The 18183-nt window shown below is 72.7% G+C and carries 15 protein-coding genes; 14 read left to right on the forward strand and 1 reads right to left on the reverse strand.

Annotated features, from left to right (window positions below; genetic code table 11):
- The first annotated feature begins 367 nt into the window (after positions 1-367).
- The 9 genes from IE332_RS06210 (at position 368) to IE332_RS06250 (ending at position 9512) form a co-directional block, all read left to right on the forward strand.
- Positions 368-1729, forward strand: a complete 1362-nt coding sequence (locus IE332_RS06210) for an argininosuccinate synthase-related protein (RefSeq protein WP_229928334.1) — start codon at positions 368-370, stop codon at positions 1727-1729.
- Between the two features lie 38 nt (positions 1730-1767).
- Positions 1768-2517 (forward strand): hypothetical protein, encoded by a 750-nt coding sequence (locus IE332_RS06215; protein ID WP_189914048.1) that lies wholly within the window; start codon positions 1768-1770, stop codon positions 2515-2517.
- The gene (locus IE332_RS06220; protein ID WP_189914049.1) at positions 2514-3716 is read left to right on the forward strand and encodes an ATP-grasp domain-containing protein; all 1203 of its coding nucleotides are present in this window, start codon (positions 2514-2516) and stop codon (positions 3714-3716) included. Before IE332_RS06215 ends, IE332_RS06220 begins: the two co-directional genes overlap by 4 nt.
- Positions 3717-3812: 96 nt before the next feature.
- Complete coding sequence (locus tag IE332_RS06225) at positions 3813-5078, forward strand: lysine N(6)-hydroxylase/L-ornithine N(5)-oxygenase family protein (RefSeq protein WP_189914050.1); 1266 nt, start codon at positions 3813-3815, stop codon at positions 5076-5078.
- A gap of 32 nt (positions 5079-5110) precedes the next feature.
- Positions 5111-6082 carry a fatty acid desaturase family protein gene (locus IE332_RS06230; protein WP_229928335.1) on the forward strand — a complete coding sequence of 324 codons (972 nt, stop codon included), beginning with the start codon at positions 5111-5113 and terminating at the stop codon, positions 6080-6082.
- 278 nt (positions 6083-6360) lie between these two features.
- A complete protein-coding gene (locus IE332_RS06235) occupies positions 6361-7107 on the forward strand; it encodes an SDR family oxidoreductase (protein ID WP_189914051.1) in 747 nt (248 codons plus the stop codon).
- 72 nt (positions 7108-7179) lie between these two features.
- A complete protein-coding gene (locus IE332_RS06240; RefSeq protein ID WP_189914052.1) occupies positions 7180-7344 on the forward strand; it encodes a hypothetical protein in 165 nt (54 codons plus the stop codon).
- Between the two features lie 118 nt (positions 7345-7462).
- Positions 7463-8665, forward strand: coding sequence for an adenine nucleotide alpha hydrolase family protein (locus IE332_RS06245; protein WP_189914053.1), 1203 nt, complete (start codon positions 7463-7465; stop codon positions 8663-8665).
- Between the two features lie 79 nt (positions 8666-8744).
- Positions 8745-9512, forward strand: a complete 768-nt coding sequence (locus IE332_RS06250; RefSeq protein WP_189914054.1) for a class I SAM-dependent DNA methyltransferase — start codon at positions 8745-8747, stop codon at positions 9510-9512.
- On the opposite strand, the gene IE332_RS06255 is transcribed toward IE332_RS06250, so the two are convergent.
- A complete protein-coding gene (locus tag IE332_RS06255) occupies positions 9473-10075 on the reverse strand; it encodes a dTMP kinase (protein ID WP_229928336.1) in 603 nt (200 codons plus the stop codon). The genes IE332_RS06250 and IE332_RS06255 overlap by 40 nt on opposite strands.
- Positions 10076-10154: 79 nt before the next feature.
- Between IE332_RS06255 and IE332_RS06260 the strand changes: the two genes are divergently transcribed.
- The 5 genes from IE332_RS06260 to IE332_RS06280 all read left to right on the forward strand — a co-directional run bounded on the left by IE332_RS06260 (position 10155) and on the right by IE332_RS06280 (position 18064).
- Positions 10155-10982, forward strand: coding sequence for a sugar phosphate isomerase/epimerase family protein (locus IE332_RS06260; protein WP_268256531.1), 828 nt, complete (start codon positions 10155-10157; stop codon positions 10980-10982).
- Positions 10979-12196: an acyl-CoA dehydrogenase family protein gene (locus IE332_RS06265; RefSeq protein ID WP_189914057.1), complete on the forward strand. Its 1218-nt coding sequence runs from the start codon at positions 10979-10981 to the stop codon at positions 12194-12196. Before IE332_RS06260 ends, IE332_RS06265 begins: the two co-directional genes overlap by 4 nt.
- Positions 12193-13392 carry a M20 family metallopeptidase gene (locus IE332_RS06270; protein WP_189914058.1) on the forward strand — a complete coding sequence of 400 codons (1200 nt, stop codon included), beginning with the start codon at positions 12193-12195 and terminating at the stop codon, positions 13390-13392. Before IE332_RS06265 ends, IE332_RS06270 begins: the two co-directional genes overlap by 4 nt.
- 73 nt (positions 13393-13465) lie before the next feature.
- Positions 13466-14686, forward strand: coding sequence for a hypothetical protein (locus IE332_RS41790; RefSeq protein WP_189914059.1), 1221 nt, complete (start codon positions 13466-13468; stop codon positions 14684-14686).
- 384 nt (positions 14687-15070) lie between these two features.
- Complete coding sequence (locus tag IE332_RS06280; protein ID WP_268256532.1) at positions 15071-18064, forward strand: AfsR/SARP family transcriptional regulator; 2994 nt, start codon at positions 15071-15073, stop codon at positions 18062-18064.
- Positions 18065-18183 lie beyond the last annotated feature (119 nt).

Consider the following 18183-nt stretch of genomic DNA (forward strand, 5'->3'; position numbering starts at 1 on the left):
CCGTTTTGGCGACCTTCCGTCCCATGCGCCAGCTTTGCGGCCGGGCATCCCGGAACTCAACTTCGGTCTCACATGGATCTGTTGACTCTCAAAGCCGGGTCTGCCTATGCTCGACGCCGCGATTTGATCATCGAATATGCCATCCGAGCGCGCCGCCGGTACTCCAGGCAGCGTCTTTCCTCCTGTCCGGCGCACTTCGGCACCACCGAACGGGCCGGGACTTCTCCGTGAAGTCCCGCCCCCCCTTTGATGATTCATGAACCCCGTGGAAGCAGGACACTCCCGGGGAGCCCACGCGTGCCGGTTCCCCGGCGTGCCACGAGCGAACACCACCCCTTCCCAGGCTGCCGATCCAGAAGGACGTGACGTGAGAACGAGGACCGTGCGCTCCTTTCGCGACATCACGCACCGCGAGGTCGACTGGCGGCGCCCTGTCGTGACGCTCTTCAGCGGGGGCCTGGACAGCTCCTACCTCCTGCACCGCCTGGTGGAGGCGGGGGCCACCGACGTCCACGCGGTCAGTGTGGACGTCGGCGGCGACGAGAGCCCGCCGGAGCTCCGCCGGATCACCGACAGCCTCGGGGTCCGGCTGCACGTCCTCGACGAACGCGCCGTGTTCGCAGGCGAGTTCGTCACCCCCGCGATCGCGGCACATGCCCTCTACCTGGGCTCGTACCCCATCAGCTCCTCGCTGAGCCGACCGCTGTTCGCCCGCGCGGCCCTGCGCACCGCCGAGGAGCTGGGCGCCGAGGTCATCCTGCACACCGCCAACCGCTCGCAGAACACCCTGCGCCGACTGAACGGCGCACTTCGGCAGTTGGGCTTCCGGGGCCGCTTCGGCAGCCCGTACGAGCTCGAACCGGTGCACCGCGAGAAGAAGATCAAGGAACTGCGGGCGATCGGCCTGGAGGAGATGGCGGAGCGCTCGGCGAGCGCCGACTCCAACCTGTGGTGCCGCGAGTTCGAGTCCGGGATCCTCGACGACCCGGAGGACCACCGGGTGCCGGAGTCCTGTTTCCGGTGGAGCGCCCGGCCGCGGACCCCGGGGGCCGAGACGGTGGAGGTCTCCTTCGAGGCCGGCGTCCCGGTGGCCGTGGACGGACGGCGGATGAGCCCGGTCGAGCTCATCGGTGCCCTGAACCCGATCGTCGGCGCCCACGGGCTCGGCCGGCACACCGGCCTGGAGCACCTGCCCGGCGGCGCGAAGGTCCTGGAGGTGCGCGAGGCGCCCGCGGCCTGGCTGCTGATGGCCTCGCACCGCCACCTGGAGACCGCGACGCTCGACGCCGAGACGCTCAGGGAGAAGCTGCACCTGGAGCAGGTCTGGGTGCGCGAGGCCGTCGAGGGCCGCTGGTTCGGCGAACTCCGCGCCGCCTGCCAGGCGTTCACCGCGGAACTGGCCGGCCCGGTCACCGGGACGGTCCGCTGGCGGCTGGCCGGCGGCAGGACCTCGACCGAGTCGATCGTCGCCGAGAACCCCCGGTACGTCCGCAGCCGGGAGGACTGGGAGCTGGCCGGAGTCCGGGACGAGCTCGGGTACTTCGAGCCGGACCCGGAGGCCCGCAACGGGAACGAGAACCGGAACGGGAACGGGAACGGGGACGCGAGCGGGACGCGGAACGGGAACCGGAACGGGACCCCAGCCGGACACAGGACCGCGGCCGGAACCACGGCCGGAACCACCGGCGGACCCGGAACCGCCCAGGAGATCGGGGGAGCCACATGGTAGGGACGGACACGCCCGGGGGAACCGTCGGTCGCACACTGGTGCTCATCGACGCGACGGTGCCCGTGGCGAGGGCCGCGCACGGGCTGGGCTGCCGCGTCGCGCTGGTGCAGCGGCCCGGCGCTCCGGTGCACGAACTCGCCGAGGACCACACGGACTACTACTCGGTCGACTTCGGGCCCGACCCGTCCGCCCACGCCCCCGACACCGCCGCCCACGCCACCACCGCCGGCCCCGCGGCCTTCGCCGACTTCGTGCAGTCCGTCCTGCGCCCGCTGGACCCGTGGGCCGTCCTCTCGCTGACCGGCGCCGGGGCCCTGCCGGCCGCGACAGCCGCCGCCCTGCTCGGCGCCGTCGGCGCACCGGTCGGCGCGGTACGGGCCCTGGCCGCCGCCGGGGACCCCGAAGTCGCCGCCGGGGAGCTGGTGTTGCGCGCCCACACCTTCACCGTGGACGGCGACCACCGGTGGATCGCCGCCGTGCCGGAGGGCCGTCCCGCCATGCCGCCGGAGCACCTGCTGCCCGAGCGGGTCCTGCCGCCCGAGGAGCACCGCGCCGCCCTGGCCGCGCTGACCGGACTCCTCGACGCCGCCGCCCTCCCGGCCGGCCCCGCCCTGGTCCGGCTCGCCGTGCGCGACGGCCGGGCGCGGGTCCTCACCGCCGCCCACGGCACCGGGACGGACGACGAGAACGACCTGATCCGACGACTGACGGGCTTCGACCTTACGGACCACTCGCTGCGGTGGCCCTTCGGCGCGCCCGCGGGCACCGACCGGGAGGCGGGACGATGAGCAGGCCGGCCGCGCTCTTCATCAACAAGCACCACTACTCGCACTTCAGCCGGGGCGGCGCCCACATCCTGCCGACCTCCGAGATCGACATCCACCTGGTCACCCGCTACCGGGCGCACGGCGGACTCGACGGCTTCGCGGACCACCCGCTGCCCCAGGTCGCCGTCTGCGAGACCGAGGACTTCGACCGCTGGCGGGACATCTGCTCCTGGATCCTGCGCCACCACCCCGTCGACCGGGTGATCGCCGTGCACGAGCGGGCCGTGCTGCTCGCCGCCGAGATGCGCTCGAAGTTCTCGCTGCCCGGCATGGACTACGAGACGGCCGTGCGCTTCCGCGACAAGCTGCGCATGAAGGAGGTCCTGCGGGAGGCCGGGGCGGCCGCGCTGCCCGGCTTCGCCGCGCTCGACCGCCCGGCCGACCTCGAACGGATGGACTGGAGCACCGGGCGCAAGGTGATCAAGAGCCGGTGGGGGCTGGCCGCCAGGGACCTGTACATGGTGGACACCCTCGACCAGGCGCGCGCGGTGGTGGCGGACCTGGACCTGTCCGGTTCGCACTACGAGATCGAGGAGTTCGTCAAGGGCCGGATCTACCACTGCGATTCGGTGGTGGTGGACGGCCGGATCGAGTTCTCCAGCGTCGGCACCTACCTCGCGGATCCGGCGGGGTACGAGCCGGGCGGCATCTTCGGCACCGTCCTCGTCGACGACCCGGACCTGCTGCGCCGCATCCGCGCGATGAACACCGCCGTGCTGGGCGCGCTCGGTCTCCGGGACGGCACCACGCACCTGGAGCTGTTCCGCACCGACGCCGACGAGCTCGTCTTCTGCGAGGTGGCCGGCCGCCCGCCCGGCGGCGTGATCCCGCCGGTCATCCAGTGGCAGTACGGGTTCAACATCGTCGAGGCCCAGATCCGCCTCGACGCCGGGCTTCCGGTGACCCTGGGCACCGCGCCCACCAGCGGGACCTGCGGCTTCATCGCGTTCTACCCCGGCGGGGGCGAGGCGCGCGGGATCCCCGCCGAGCGGTTCGACGCGCTCGGCGTCGTGGAGCACATCGCGCACCACGGGGCCGGGAACGGGCGGGGCGGCGTCCGGCACTCCACCGACTTCCTCGACTCGTACGTGATCAAGGCGCCGGACGGGGGCGCGCTCCTGGACCGGATCACCCGGGTCCGCGAGGAGTACTGGCAGTGACCCCGCAGCCATCGGAACAGCCGCCGAAGCCACCGGACCGACCGGACCGACCCACCACGCACCACCCCACCGCCGTCCCCGAGGGAGAGACCGACGATGCCTGACCACGACGTGATCGGAATCGGTGTGGGGCCGGCGAACCTGAGCCTCGCGGCCCTGACCGCGCCGCTGCCCGAGCTGAGCACCCTGTTCCTGGACGACAAGCCCGGGTTCGAGTGGCACCGGGGGCTGATGCTCCCCGATTCGCAGCTGACCGTCACCTACTTCCGCGACCTGGTGACCCTGGTCGACCCGACGAGCGAGTTCTCCTTCCTGAACTTCCTCGTCCGCCAGGGCCGGGCGTTCCGCTTCCTGGAGGCCAACGGCCTGAGCTGCTCGCGCCGCGAGTTCGAGCAGTACTACCAGTGGGCGGCGGCGCGGCTGTCCTCGCTGCGGTGGGGCACCCGGGTCGAGTCGGTCGCGGTCGCGGGCGACCGCTTCGAGGTCACCTGTGCCGGTGGGGCGACCCACACCACCCGGGCGGTCTCGGTCGGTTCCGGTCCCGAGCCGCGGCTGCCGGCCTTCGCCAAGGCGCACGAGGGCAGGGACGTGCTGCACAGCGGTGACTTCGCCCGGGTGCGCCCGGAGTGGAAGGGCCGCCGGGTCGTGGTCGTCGGGGCCGGTCAGAGCGGTGCCGAGGTGGTCAACCACCTGCTGGCCGACGAGCACGCGCTGCCCGCCTCGCTCACCTGGACCTCCAGCGGCCCGGGCTTCCAGCCGCTGGACGACTCGCCGTTCACCAACGAGTGGTTCTCCTCGGCGTACGCGGGCTACTTCCACGGCTTGTCGGCCGCGCGCCGTGCCGAGCTGGTCACCCGGCAGCTGAGGGCCGGCGGTGACGGGATCACCGACGAGCTCCTCGGCGCGGTCTACCGCCGCCTGTACCACCTGGACCACGTGCTCCGCGCGGGGCTGCGGCACCGGCTGCTCACCTCGCGCCGGGCCGTGGACCTGGAGCGGGACGGGTCGGCGTACCGGGTGACGCTGCACGACGAGGACCGCGACGGCACCGAGGTGCTGCCCGCCGACCTGGTCGTCCTGTGCACCGGCTACCAGCGCCGGATCCCGGAGTACCTCAAGCCGATCCAGGGACAACTCGCCGTCCGGGACGGGATGTTCGAGGTGAACGCCGACTACTCGGTGGACTTCGACGGACCGGCCGGGCTGCGGGTCTACAGCCAGGGCTTCGCCGAGGGCGAGCACGGGATCAACGACACCCTGCTCTCCCTGGTGGCCTGGCGCAGCGCCTGTGTCGTCAACTCGCTGGCGGGGCGCCAGGTCTACCGGACCGACGCCGACGAGACCACCGTGGCCTGGCAGTAGCGCCGGTGGCGAGCGAGGAACGGGGAGGGGACGTGGACACCGGCAAGGTCTCGCCGGCCTTACTGTTCGAACGGGCGCGGGTGTCGCGGAGGGACGAGCTGGTCTTCGTCGGCAAGCTGGCGGCGGCGTTCGCGCTCTGCTGCCTGGGCGGAGGGCTCGCGCTGAGCGGCTCGTGGCTCGCGGCCGCCGGCGGGGTGCTCCTGCTGGCCGCGATGTACACGCACCTGGTGGAGTTGCAGCACCAGTGCCTGCACCACTCGGCCTTCCGGAGGGCCGCGGCTCACCGGCCGGTGGGCGTCCTGATCGGGGTCCCGCTCCTCTCGGCGTACAGCCACTACCGGGTCCAGCACCTGCAGCACCACAAGTACCTGGGCACACCGCGGGACAGCGAGTTCTTCGGGTTCGACCCGAGGGCGCCGCTGACCTGGGGCGCCCTGCTGCGAGGCGCCGTCGACCCGGTGCGGCTGGTCCAGGTCGGGGCGGACGTCGCCCGCAGCTGCGCGGGCACGTGGACCTACACCCGGGGGCAGATCGGGGACCGGTCCAGACGCCAGGTGATGAGCGAGTACCGCCTGTTGGGCGTGGCGGTGCTCGCGGCCGCGGTGGCGGCCGGCCTCGGGTACGGCCGGGCCGTGCTGCTGCTGTGGGGGCTCCCGCTGCTGCTCTCGGTCCCGGTGCACTTCTTCCTGGAGCTCCCGGAGCACGTCCTGTGCGACACCGACGGCACCACGGACGTCCTGCGCAACACCCGGACGATCAGCGGGAGCAGGTTCAGCCGCTGGTTCACCAACGGCAACAACTTCCACGTGGAGCACCATGCGGCGATGGTGGTGCCCATCAACAGACTGGCCGGGCGGCACCCGGTCGCCAAGCGGTACGCCGCGCACGCCGAGGCCAGCTATCCGGCCTTCTACCGCAAGGTGCTCCGTGAGGCGCGCCGCAACGGAAGCCGCAACGGAAAGCGCCGGAGATTCGTGGACGCGGCCGGCCGGACCCACTCCTGAACGCTCTCCGCGGCATTCTTCCGATTCCGCGTACGGAAAATCGGACGAAACCTCCGGGAAGTCGCCGGAAGTCGCCGGAGGTCGGCGTGAAGTCGCCGGGCGGAACGTCGCCGAGAAAAGCGTCGGCGAACTCTTGCCGATTCCGCCGGAACCGACCTAGACTCATTCGGGTCAAGCGGAACCGACCGGGTGGAACTCCGCCCCACCGGGAATACCCGCCGGGTCGCACTGCTTCGTCAGATGCGCGCCGATTCATCACACAACGGGGGTTCGTGTTGATGTCGAACGACTCTCACCAGCCAGTTTGCGTGGTCACCGGCGCAAGTCGCGGCCTCGGCCGGGCCCTCTGCCAGGAATTCGAAGACCGTGGATTCCAGGTGGCCGGAGCCTCCCGGAGCGCCCTTCCCGATAATTCGGAAGGTTTAGCGGCGCACGATTCGGTGAATGTACAGGACGAGCGCCGGGTCCGCGAATTCGCGAATTCCGTCGTCGCCCGGCACGGCCGAATAGACGTCTGGGTCAACAATGCCGCGGTCATGGAGGTGTTCCGGGTCGCGGACGGCGACGCGGAACGCTGGAACCGGATCCTCGGCACCAACCTGCTCGGCGTGGTCAACGGCAGTGCCGTCTTCGCCGAACACGTGCGCGGCCGCCCCGGCGCCGGCGTACTGATCAATCTCACCGCCGGCTCGGCGCGCGCGGCGCGCCCGGGCTGGGCGGCCTACTCGGCGAGCAAGGCAGCGGTGGAACGCCTCACCGAAGCCGTCGCCGCGGAGGAGCGGGACGCCGGACTGCGCGCCTTCTGCGTGTCCCCCGGCGCCATGGACACCGCCATGCAGCGCTCCCTGTGGGAGCTGCCGGAGAGCGAGTTCCCCGAGGCGCGGGAGCTGCGCGAACGCGCCGCCCGGGGCCTGATCGGCGACTGCCGCGACATCGCGCGGCGGATCGCCGAGGAGGCCGGGGCACAGCTGCGCCCCGGAGCCCCGGAGCCCGATCCCGTGTTCCTCCCCTTCCGGGCGTCCTGAGACGCCCGCCCCGAACGACCATGCCGTCAGGCGTGGTTGATGGATGCACCATCCAACTAGAGAGGAGCTGACATGAAGACCGAACTTGGTCTGGTCAACGCCCCGGCTGCCGTTCTCGTCGAGTTCGAGCCGGTCGCGGCCCTGAACCTGGGCGTGCTCGGTGCGCGCGAGGCGGCCACGACGGACAGCGGCCTGGAGTCCGTCGCCTGCTGCAACTCGATCGTCGCCACCGGCTGACCGTAGCCGGCCATCGGGGCCCCTCGGGGTCCTGAGGACCGCTGGTGAGGCGCTTCGGCGCCTCACCAGCGGCACTTGCATTGACGATGATCCACCCGCTCACGAAACGGAACGGCATATGCGAGTACGGTTGCAGACCAACCACGGTGAGTACCTCCTGGAGCACGAGAGCGCACCGACCGTCGGCGCCCTGCTGCGGCTGTACGGGATCCCGCTCTCGGCGGTGTGGACCTACCGGATCGAGGGCCACGGGGGCGACGGGCTCCGGCGTGCCGTCTTCGTCCCCGCGTCCACGGCCCGCCCCGGCGACGCCGGCGGCGAGGGCGAGATCTTCGCCCGGGTCACCCGCAACATCAACCTGCCCGGCCTGCTCGGCGTGGAGGCCTCCAGCGCCCGCCTGCACGACGAGGCGACCACCGAGTGGACCTTCCCCACCGAGGACAGCGGCGCCTTCCAGCGCGTGCACACCCAGATGTCCGCCGCGGAGTGCTTCGAGTTCGTCCGCGCCAGCGTGACCGACGTGCTGAAGCAGTGGCCCGGCGACCGCAGCAACGGCCTGGTGGTGGGGACTTCGGGCGGCGGCGACTCCAACGTGCTGCTCTCCACGCTGATGGAGTCCGGCTACTTCGAGCCCGAGCGCGTGGTGCCGGTCATGATGCTCGGCATCCCGGACTGGGACGCCCAGGTCGACAACGCCCGTGCGCTGTGCTCCGCGCACGGCATCGAGCTGAACGTGGTCGAGGAGTCGGAGACCGCGCGGCTGTCCGGCCTCAAGGAGCTCTCCTCGGTCAAGGAGGTGTTCCGGGAGTTCTTCCCCGACGCCGACCTGGAGTTCATGGGCACCTGGCTGCTGCGCCGCGTCCTCACCCGCTACGCCGTCGAGCGCGGCATGAAGTTCGTCGCCACCGGCGCGAACCGGGAGGACATCGTCGCCGAGCACATCGCGCGGGTCTCGCGCGGCCTGCTCCCGCTGCCCGCCCCGTTCCGCGAGATCGGTGACGTCACGTTCTGCTACCCGATCTGGAAGGTGCCGAAGAAGATCGGCGACGGCGCCTACCCGGCCTTCAGCCTGGAGAACTACGAGAACCGCAATCCCAGCTTCAGCCCCGGGCGCAGCGTCTTCTACTACCTCGCGTACTGGATCCCGGAGCTGCTGCCCGGCATGGACAACTCGCTGCTCGACGGCATGTCCAAGCTGGCGGACAAGGACCCGCAGCCCATCACCTGGGACGAGGACCTGCGCGACCACGTCTGCCGCGAGGGCTCCACCGAGGCGCAGAAGACGCGCTGGCAGGAGTTCCTGGCGAAGGTCGAGGCCTGACGGCCGTCGGCGAGCCCGCTTCGTCTGCCGTCCTCCCCGCCCGGGGAGGACGGCAGACGCCGATCGAGGAGAGTGTGCTGTGAACGCGTTTCAGGGGTGGGATGCGGCCTCGTACGGGGACGCCAGGGCCACCGTGTACGACCGTCAGGTGGCCGGGCGGGGCGACGTGCCGGAGGCGGTCGGCCTGCTCGCGGAGCTGGCCGGCGACGGCCCGGCGCTGGAGCTCGGCGTGGGGACGGGCCGGCTGGCGATCCCGCTGGCCGCGAAGGGCGTCCCCGTCCACGGGCTGGACAGCTCGCCGAAGATGCTGGAGGAGCTCGGCCGCGCCCCCGGCGGCGACCGGGTGGTCGGCGTGCCCGGCAGCATGACCGACTTCGCCCTGGAGGAGTCGTTCACGCTGGTCTGGGTGGCCTTCAACTCCCTGTTCCTGGTGGACGATCCGCGGGAGCAGGAGAACTGCTTCCGGAGCGTCGCCGGCCACCTGGCCGAGGGCGGGCGCTTCGTCGTCGAGGCGTTCGTGCCCGCGCCCGAGCAGTTCGACGGGGCGGCGGCCCTGCGGGTGAAGGACTTCGGCTCCGCCAACCTGCTGCTGCAGGTGTCCCGGCACGACGCGGACGCCCAGGTGGTGGAGTCCCTGGACCTGGAGGTCACGGCGGACGGGTTCGCCCTCTACCCGACCCGGGTGCGCTACAGCTGGCCCGAGGAGCTGGACGCGATGGCCGGGCGGGCGGGCCTGCGGCTGGAGGACCGCTGGGAGAACTGGAGCCGGCACCCGTTCACGGCCGGCTCCCGCTCCCACGTCAGCGTCTACACCGCGGCGGACACCGCGTCCGGCAGGGCCCGCTGAATCTCCTTGCGCAGGAGTTCCTGCACCTCGTCGAACGAACCGTTCCCGTCGACCAGGACGAATTCCTCGTACTCCGGCAGGGAACGGTAGGCCGCCCGGTAGTCGACCAGGAACTCCAGGGTCTCCTCGTCGATTCCGCGGCGCTTGATCCGCTCCTGGGCGACGGCCGGTTCGACGTCCAGGAAAAGGGTGAGGTCGGGCTTCGGGAGGCCCCGGTTGAGGCGCCGCAGGAATTCCTCGTTGTCCGCCTTCTGCAGGCGGACGGCGGCGTACTGGCAGACGGTGTAGCGATCGGCGAGGGCCACCGCGCGCGGGGTGGCCAGCACCTCGCCGACCGGGGCGAGCGCCGACAGCTTCGCGCAGGCCGAGATGAGCCTGATCGTGTCGGCCCCGATCATGTCCAGATGGCCCGGGAAGCCGTCCTCCCGGGCGATCGCGTCCAAGGCCTGACGGACCGGGAGCTGTGTCTGGTTGAGGAAGAGCCGGGCCGGCTTCCCCAGGCCGTCGAACCACTCGGCCAGTCGCCCGACCTGGCTGGTCTTGCCGGCCCCGTCGATTCCCACGACCGCGACCAGATATCCGCTGCGACGCTCGGACCCCACTTTTCGATACCTCCACGACGACCCGCATGAATGGATAAAAGTGCCTCGTGTCACTATTCAGCCAAGATTGCACGACCTATCCCGCTATGTCAACGCGGCCAGATCGAACGACTTTCATTTCGAACTGATCGAACCGGCATACCCGCAAAATCTGGACATGCTGGATGAATACTTCTCCGATTTCCTGGAGAAGGCCGGCGGCGCGGAACTCGTGAAGGTGCTGCACGGCCCGTACATCGACATCTCGGTCCATTCCCCGGACCGTGCCGTCCGGGCCGCCTCGGCCGAGCGGATATCCGCGTCGATCGAATGGGCGAAGCGGCTCGGCGCCGAGTTCCTGATCCTGCACAGCAACCACCTGCCGATGCTCAACGAGCCCGCCTACGACCGGCAGTGGCGGGCCGGCTGGCTCGACTTCCTGCGCGGCCAGGACCTCGGGGACGTCACCGTCCTGCTGGAGAACATGTGGGACCGCACCCCGGACCTCAGCCTCTCCCTGGTCGAGGAGTTCGACTCCCCGCGGCTGCGGCTGTGCTTCGACGTCGCGCACTGGAACGTCCACGGCACGGTGCCCCTGGAGGACTGGCTGCGCCGGGCCGGAGCGGCCACCGCGTACGTCCAGTACGGCGACAACCACGGCGACCAGGACTCCGACCTGGCGCTGGGCAGCGGCACGGTGGACTGGCCGGAGCTCGACCGCTGCCTGCGCGCCCACGCCCCGCACGCGGACGTGATGGTCGGCGTCGGCATCGACGACGCCGACGAGCGGCTGCAGCCCTCGATCGACTTCCTGCGCGCCGGCGGCATCCACCCCTTCCCGCCCCACCCGTCCCCCCGCACCTTCCCGCCCGCGGACGGTACCCGGTGACGGCCCCGTCGCCGGAGGAGGCACCGGGCGCCGACGCTGCGTGGTGCCTCAACCCCCGCACGCCCGAGGGGAGGTCGGCCGCCGAACGCGCCGAGGCCTGCCTCGCCGAGGTGGCGGCCGACGCCGAACGCCACGACCGCGACGGCAGCTACGTCACCGAGGCGCACCGCGCCCTCGCCGCCGCCGGCCTGATGGGTGCCACCGTGCCCGCCGCCCACGGCGGACTGGGGGTGCGCAGCCTCCTCGACACCGCCGCCTGCCTGGAACGGATCGCCTTCGCCGACGCCTCGGCCGCCCTGGTGCTGCACATGCAGCTCTCCCGCGGCCTGGGCCTGGCCGCCGGCCCCTCGGACCCCGGGTCCGAGGGGCTGCTGCGTGCCATGGCCGACGGCTCGGCCTACGTGGCCGGCGCCGCGACCGAGGCGGGCGCGGGCTACTTCACCGTGCGCACGACGGCCGAGCCGAAGGAGGACGGCCCGGCCACCGTCAGCGGCCGGAAGATCATGGTCTCGGGGGCCCCCGCCGCCACCCACTTCGCGGTCCGGCTCCGGATCCGCACCCCCGAGGGCGACCGGCTCGGCAGCGCCGTCGTGCCGCGCTCGGCCGCGGTGGAGGTCGTCGACGACTGGGACGGCCTGGGCATGCGGGGCTCGGCGAGCACCACGGTCCGCTTCCACGACGCCGAGGCGCTGCCCTGGAGCCTGGCCGTCCGCGGCCCCTGGGGCGTCCACGACCCGCGGGCCCTGGGCGGCCGGATGCTCAGCTCCGGGGCCATGCTGGGCATCTACCTGGGGCTGGCCACCGCCGCGCACCACACCCTGCTCACGGCCCTGCGGCGGGCCGGCGCCGACCGGCCGGGGGCCTGGCTCGACGCGGCCGCGATCCGCTCCGAGCAGCAACTGGCGGGCACCCGCGCCCTGGTGGAGCTCTTCCTGAGCCGGCTGGACGGGCACGACCCCGCCGACGGCCCTGGCTCCCTGGCACTGGCCCGCGAGTGGCAGCTGTGCCGGCTACGCTCGCACGACACCGCCCTGGCCCTCTCCGACCTCGCCCTCTCCGCCGCGGGAGCCGCCGCCTACCGGTGGGGCCACCCGGCCTCCCGGATCCTGCGGGACGCGCGGGCCGGACAGTACATGCAGCCGTACGGCCCCGCCCAGGCGGCCGAGTTCGTCCGCGCCGCCGGCGAGGGCACCGACCCGGGACTGCTCGCATGACGGCGCCGCTCCCCCCGATCCCCCGGCTCCCCCGACTTCCCCGCACCGGCGGGCCGGCCGTCGACGAGTCGCGGCTGGTCGCGCTCGCCCGGCGGCTCGTCCGCACCCGCAGCGACAACCCGAACACCACCGAACAAGCCGTGGTGCGGCTGCTGGCCGAGGTGCTCGCGGACTCGGCGGACGAGGTGCGGATCGTCCAGCCGGTGCCCTCGCGCCCCAACCTGCTGGCCCGGTACGGCCGGTGCGACGGCTCCCGCCCCACCCTGCTGCTCACCGCCGCCACCGACACGGTGCCGGCCGACCCGGACGACTGGCGGCGGCCGCCCTACCAGGCCCTGGTGGCCGGCGGCGAACTCTGGGGCCGCGGCACCGCGGACATGAAGGGCGGCATCGCCGCGGCGGTCGAGGCCGCCCTCGTCCACCACGCGGCCGGCCGCCCGGGGCCGCGCGACCTCCTGCTGGTGTTCACCGCCGACGGCGAACGCGGCGGCCGGGCTGGCTGGCAGGCCCTGGCCGACACGCTCGAACTGCCGCCCGTCGAGGGCGCGGTGGTGCTGGCCCCGACCGGCCTGGTCCCGCACCGGATGGAGCGCGGGGTGGCCTGGCTCGGCGTCGACCTCCAGGGGCGGGAGGCCCCGGCCTCCCGCGCCGAGGACGGCGTGTCCGCGGTCCTCGCGGCCTGCCGGCTCGCCGAGCTGCTGCCCGCGGCCGCGGCGGCCCGGTTCGCCGGGAACCCGGCGGGCGGCCCGGTCACCACGACCCTGGGCCGGATCGACGGCGGCACCCGGGTGAACACCGTGCCCGGCGGCTGCCGCACCGAATGGGACCTGCGGCTGCCGCCGGGCGGCCCCGACGTGACCGAGGAGGCCGTCCGCGCCCTGGTGGCCGGCTGCCTCCCCGAGGGCGTCACCGGCCGGGTGGAACTGCTGATGACCGCCGCCGCCTCGGAGAGCCCGGTGACACCGCTGTGGGAACGGCTGGTCGCGGCCGGCCGCAGGGCTCACGACGACCGGGCCCACCCCGACCCGGTCTACCCCGGGCCGACCGACGCCCGCACCCTGCGCCGCCGCTTCGCCGTCCCCGCCTACGTCTGCGGCCCCGGCGAGCAGCGCCTCGCCCACGGCGTGGACGAGCGGGTGCCGGTCGCCGAGCTGCGGGCCGCCGCCGAACTCTGCCTGAGCCTGCTGCGGGAGTGAGCCCGGCCGCTCCCGCCCGCCCTGCCACCCCGCCGCCCCGCCTCCCGCGCGACACCTGAGGAGTGATCCACCGATGCCCGACCCCCTGACCCCCGACGCCACCGCCACCGCCACCGCCACCCGGGTCACCAGGCACCTCGTCCTGGGCGACATCTCCCGGCAGTACCAGGTGGCCGGCGGCAACACGCCCCTGCTGGCCGTCGAACTCGCCCCCGAACCCGGCGACGCCCACCTGGCCACCGAGCACCTGCGCCCCGCGGACACCGTCGCCACCGGCGTCCTGGTGCTGGACGGCGACGGGGAGCGGACCGTACCGCTGTCCGCCGCCCCGGTGTGGGCGGGCCTGGGCGCCGGCCCGGCCCTGACCGCCCTCGGCCGGGACGACCTGGACACCCTGGCCCCGCTGATGCTGCTGCGCACCCACGACACCGGCGCGGAGCGGCTCACCGAGGTCATGGTGTGCTCCCGGGTGCGTTCCCTCGGCGTGCTCTTCGTCCGGGTCGCCCGCTTCCCGCACCCGGCCGGCACCGCCCTGCCCGAGCTGGTCCGCGAGGCCCTCGGATACTCCTCCCGGCTGGCCGACTCGATCGTCTTCGAGGGCAGCGCCTTCTCCGTCCTCGAACCCGAGATCGAGATCGAGCAGAAGGTCAACCTGCTCGACGAGGTCAGCATCTGGCAGCTGGCCCAGGCCATGTGCGCGGCCGCCGAGGAGGGCCGCTACCCCGGCTTCTTCCTCGACCCCGGGTACGAGCTGACCCGCTGGCAGTACGCCCAGGAGACCTTCGAGGTGCTCGCCCCGCGCGAGCACGCCGGGTACTTCGGCTTCACGAGGATGCCCGACGGCCGGTACCTGATGAAGATCAAGAGGTTCGAGCGGGACGCCCTGCGGCGCGGCGAGAAGTTCCGCCTGAACCTGGACATCCCCGGCGACGACCTCGACGCCTTCCTCGCCCGCGAGTACCCCGGGTACTCCTTCCACCGGCTTCCCCCGCTCGTCCGGGCGCGCTTCGACGTCAACCTGGAGTCGGCCGCCACCGGGCACTGCTTCAGCATCGAGATCGACGACGTCACGGTGGCCGGCGGCCACAAGCTGCGCCAGGCCGAGATCGAGTACCTGAAGACCCGGGTGCACGAGGGCGTGGACCACGACCTGCTCGACGCGGAGCTGTACCGCCTCACCGAGCTCGTCGAGGAGCAGCTGAAGCAGCTGGGCGTCCGGGCGGAGCGCAGCCTGCTGTCCAAGCTGACGTTCCTGCGGGAGTGCGAGCGGCGGGCCGCCGGCTCGGACTCCTGACCCGATCGGGCGAATCCCCCGCCGTTCTCCGCGAGCACCGCTCGACGGGGGGCGCGGGGGATTCGCCCGTTTTCACACCGCGCGTCGATCCCCGCTGTTCGCCGATGCCGCGGAATTCCACTGACCGCTTTCCGCAAGGATGTCCGAGCGCTGTTCACTCGGTTCGCCGACGAGTCGCCATCGGTTACGATCTGACGAACCGTCGGGCTCAAATGGACTGGCCACGCGAACCGCCGGTCCGCACAGTTCCCGCTGCCGCACGGAAGGACGCTCACGCGTCCATTGACCGCCCCCGGTACCGGGGTTGCCACCGGGCGTGGATCCGGTCAACCATGAGTGGATTGTGCCAAGAGTCGGCCAGCCGCGGCATGGGGGAGAGTGCGGATGCGCTCAGTCGAATTCAGCCTGCTCGGCCCACTGAACGTCCACGTGGGCGGCAAGACACTCAGATTAGGAGGATCCCGCCAAAGAACCGTGATCACCATGTTGTTGCTCTCACCGGGGCAGGTGATCTCGGTGGACACCCTGATCGATGCCGTCTGGCCGAACGGCGGTCCCAGCACCGCCCGCAACCAGATCGCCATCTGCGTCGCCGGCCTGCGGAAGGTCTTCAAGGACGCCACCGACATCAATGACGTCATTCTGACCACCTACCCGGGGTACACGCTCAATCCGGACGGCCACCGGATCGACGTGCGGGACTTCGAGGAAGGGGTCCGCGCCGCCCGTGAATCGGCCCGCGAGGGCCACGTCGACGACGCCTGCCGGCAGTTCGGCGACGCGCTGCGGCTGTGGCAGGGCCGGGCCCTGGACGGCCTCACCGGCACCAGGATCGAGGCCGCCGCGAGCCGCCTGGAGGAGCTGCGGCTCGACGTCGCCGAGGAACTCGCCGGGCTCCGCCTGAAATCGGGCAACCACAACGCGGTGGTCGGCGAGCTGACCGAGATCGTCAAGGAGTACCCGCTGCGCGAGCGCGCCCGGGCCCACCTGATGCTCGCGCACTACCGCGCGGGCCGCCGGGCCGAGGCCCTCGCGGTCTTCGCCGAGGCCCGCCGGGTGCTGGTGGCCGAGCTGGGCATCGAACCGGGCCCCGCGCTGCAGGAGTTGCACGCCCAGGTGCTGCGCGACGCCCCCACCCTCACCGGTGTCCTGCCCGAGCCCACCCACGTGGCCCCCGCGCCGACGCCCGCGCAACTGCCCTCCCGGGCGGCCGCCTTCACCGGACGGGTACCGGAACTGCGGGCGCTGGACCGGATGCTGGACGAGCGCTCGGGCTCGGTGCCGCTGGGCGTGGCCGCGATCAGCGGCGTCAGCGGCGTGGGCAAGACCGCGCTGGCCGTGCACTGGGCCAACCGGGTCGCGCACCGCTTCCCGGACGGCCAGCTCTTCGCCGACCTGCGCGGCTACGACGAGCACGACGAACCCGTGCCGCCCGCCGTCGCGCTGGACCGGTTCCTGCGGGCGCTGGGCGTGCCCGGCTCGCAGATCCCGGCCGACCCGGCCGACCGGCCCGCCTTCTTCCGCAGCATGCTCGGCGGCCGGCAGGTCCTGATCGTGCTGGACAACGTCCGTTCCTTCGACCAGATCCGGCCGCTGCTGCCGGGCTCGGGCCGCTGCTGCGTACTGATCACCGGCCGGGACGTCACCGACGACATGATCGGCGACTACGACGTGCTGCCGATCCGGCTGAAGGCCGTCACCGCCGGGGAGGCCACCGCGCTGCTGTCCGAGGTGGCCGGCCGGGAGCGGATCGACGCGGATCCCCCCGCCACCACCCGGCTCGCCGAGCTCTGCGACCGGCTCCCGCTGGCCCTGCGGATCGCCGGCGCCCGGCTCGCCGCGCGGCCGCACTGGTCGGTGCGCTACCTGGTCACCCGACTGGAGAACCAGCGCATCCGGCTGGACGAGCTGAGCCCCGGCACCGGCGGCGTCCGCGCCGGTTTCGGGCTCGCCTACCGCGAACTGCCCTCCGCCGCCCGCCGGATGTACCGGCGGCTGGGCCTGCTCACGGTTCCCGACTTCACCGCCTGGGTGGGCGCCGCGGTCCTCGACACCACCACGGAGGACGCCGAGAACCTGATGGAGCTGCTGGTCGACGCGCACCTGCTGGAGGTGGTCTCGGGCGCCGGCACCGGCCCGGTCACCCGCTACCGCTTCCAGGACCTGCTGCGGCTGTACGCCTACGAGCGGGCCGTCGAGGAGGAGCCCGAGGGGCAGCGCGACGCCGCGTTCGAGCGGGTCCTGGACGGCTGGCTGTACCTCTGCGACGCCGCCTACCGGCAGCTGTCCGGCGGCGAGTTCACCCTGCCGAGGACCCCGGTCCGGCCCCGGCTGTCGGAGACGGCCGAGGCCGAGCTGCTCGGCAACCCGCTGGAGTGGATGGACTCCGAGTGGATCGCCCTGGCCGACGTGATCAAGCAGGCCGCCCAGTGCGGACAGGCCACCCACGCCTGGGTGCTGACCGCGCTGAGCAGCCCGCTGCGGGAGGCCCGCAACTACCTGGAGGGCTGGGCGGCCTGCGCGGAACTGTCGCTGGAGGCGGCCCGGGCCGCGGACGACCGGCTGGGCGAGGCCGAGATGGTCCACTCGCTGGGGGCGCTCGCCATCTACCGCAACGACTACGCCGGCGCCCAGCCGCTGCTGACGGTCGCCGTCGGGCTGTTCACCGACTGCGGTGACGTCGGCGGCCGTGCCAAGACCCAGCGGCTGCTGGCCGGCTGCGCCCAGTTCTCGGACGACCTGGAGCTGGCGCGGTCCTACTGCGAGGCCTCCCTGGAGGGCTTCCGCTCGATCGGCGACCTGGCCGGCGAGGCCACCACGCTCTCCCGGCTGGCACAGATCGAACTGGACCACGGCAACGTCGACCGCAGCCTGGAACTGAGCGGCGCCGCCGTCGACCTGAGCCGCAAGGCCGGCATCGTCCGGGGCGAGGCGCAGAGCATCTACCGGCTGGCCAACGCCCTGCTGCGGAAGAACGACCTGGACGGCGCGGCCCGGGCGCTGCGCGAGGTCCTGACGCTCTCCCGGAGCTACCAGGACCTCCACGGCGAGGCCCACGCGCTGCGCGGCCTCGGCGAGATCCACTGGCGGCAGGGACGGCTGGACGAGTCGCTGGACCTGCTCGGCCAGGCGCTGGAGACCGCCCGGAAGATGGGCGACCGGCTGCTCCGCGCCCGGATCGAGGGCCACCTGGGGTTCGCGCACGCGCTGATCGGCCACGGCGAGGCCGCCGACCGGATGATGGACGCCCGGGCGGCCTTCACCGAACTGGGCGCCACGGCGCTGGCCGAGCGGATGCGGCTGGCGCTGGACCTGGTCATGCGCCGGGGACTGCTGCGCCCGGTCGACCGGCAGGACCTGCTGGCCCTGCTGGTCTGAGCCCCCCGGGCCGGAACGGGCCGGCGCACATGGCGGAAAGCGCACCGAAACGCACCGAAACGCACTGGAACGCACTGAACGGAAAGGCGGCGGGTGGGACCGGAGCTCCGGTCCCACCC

This window comes from Kitasatospora xanthocidica (genome assembly GCF_014656195.1).
Classification (GTDB): Bacteria; Actinomycetota; Actinomycetes; order Streptomycetales; family Streptomycetaceae; genus Kitasatospora; species Kitasatospora xanthocidica.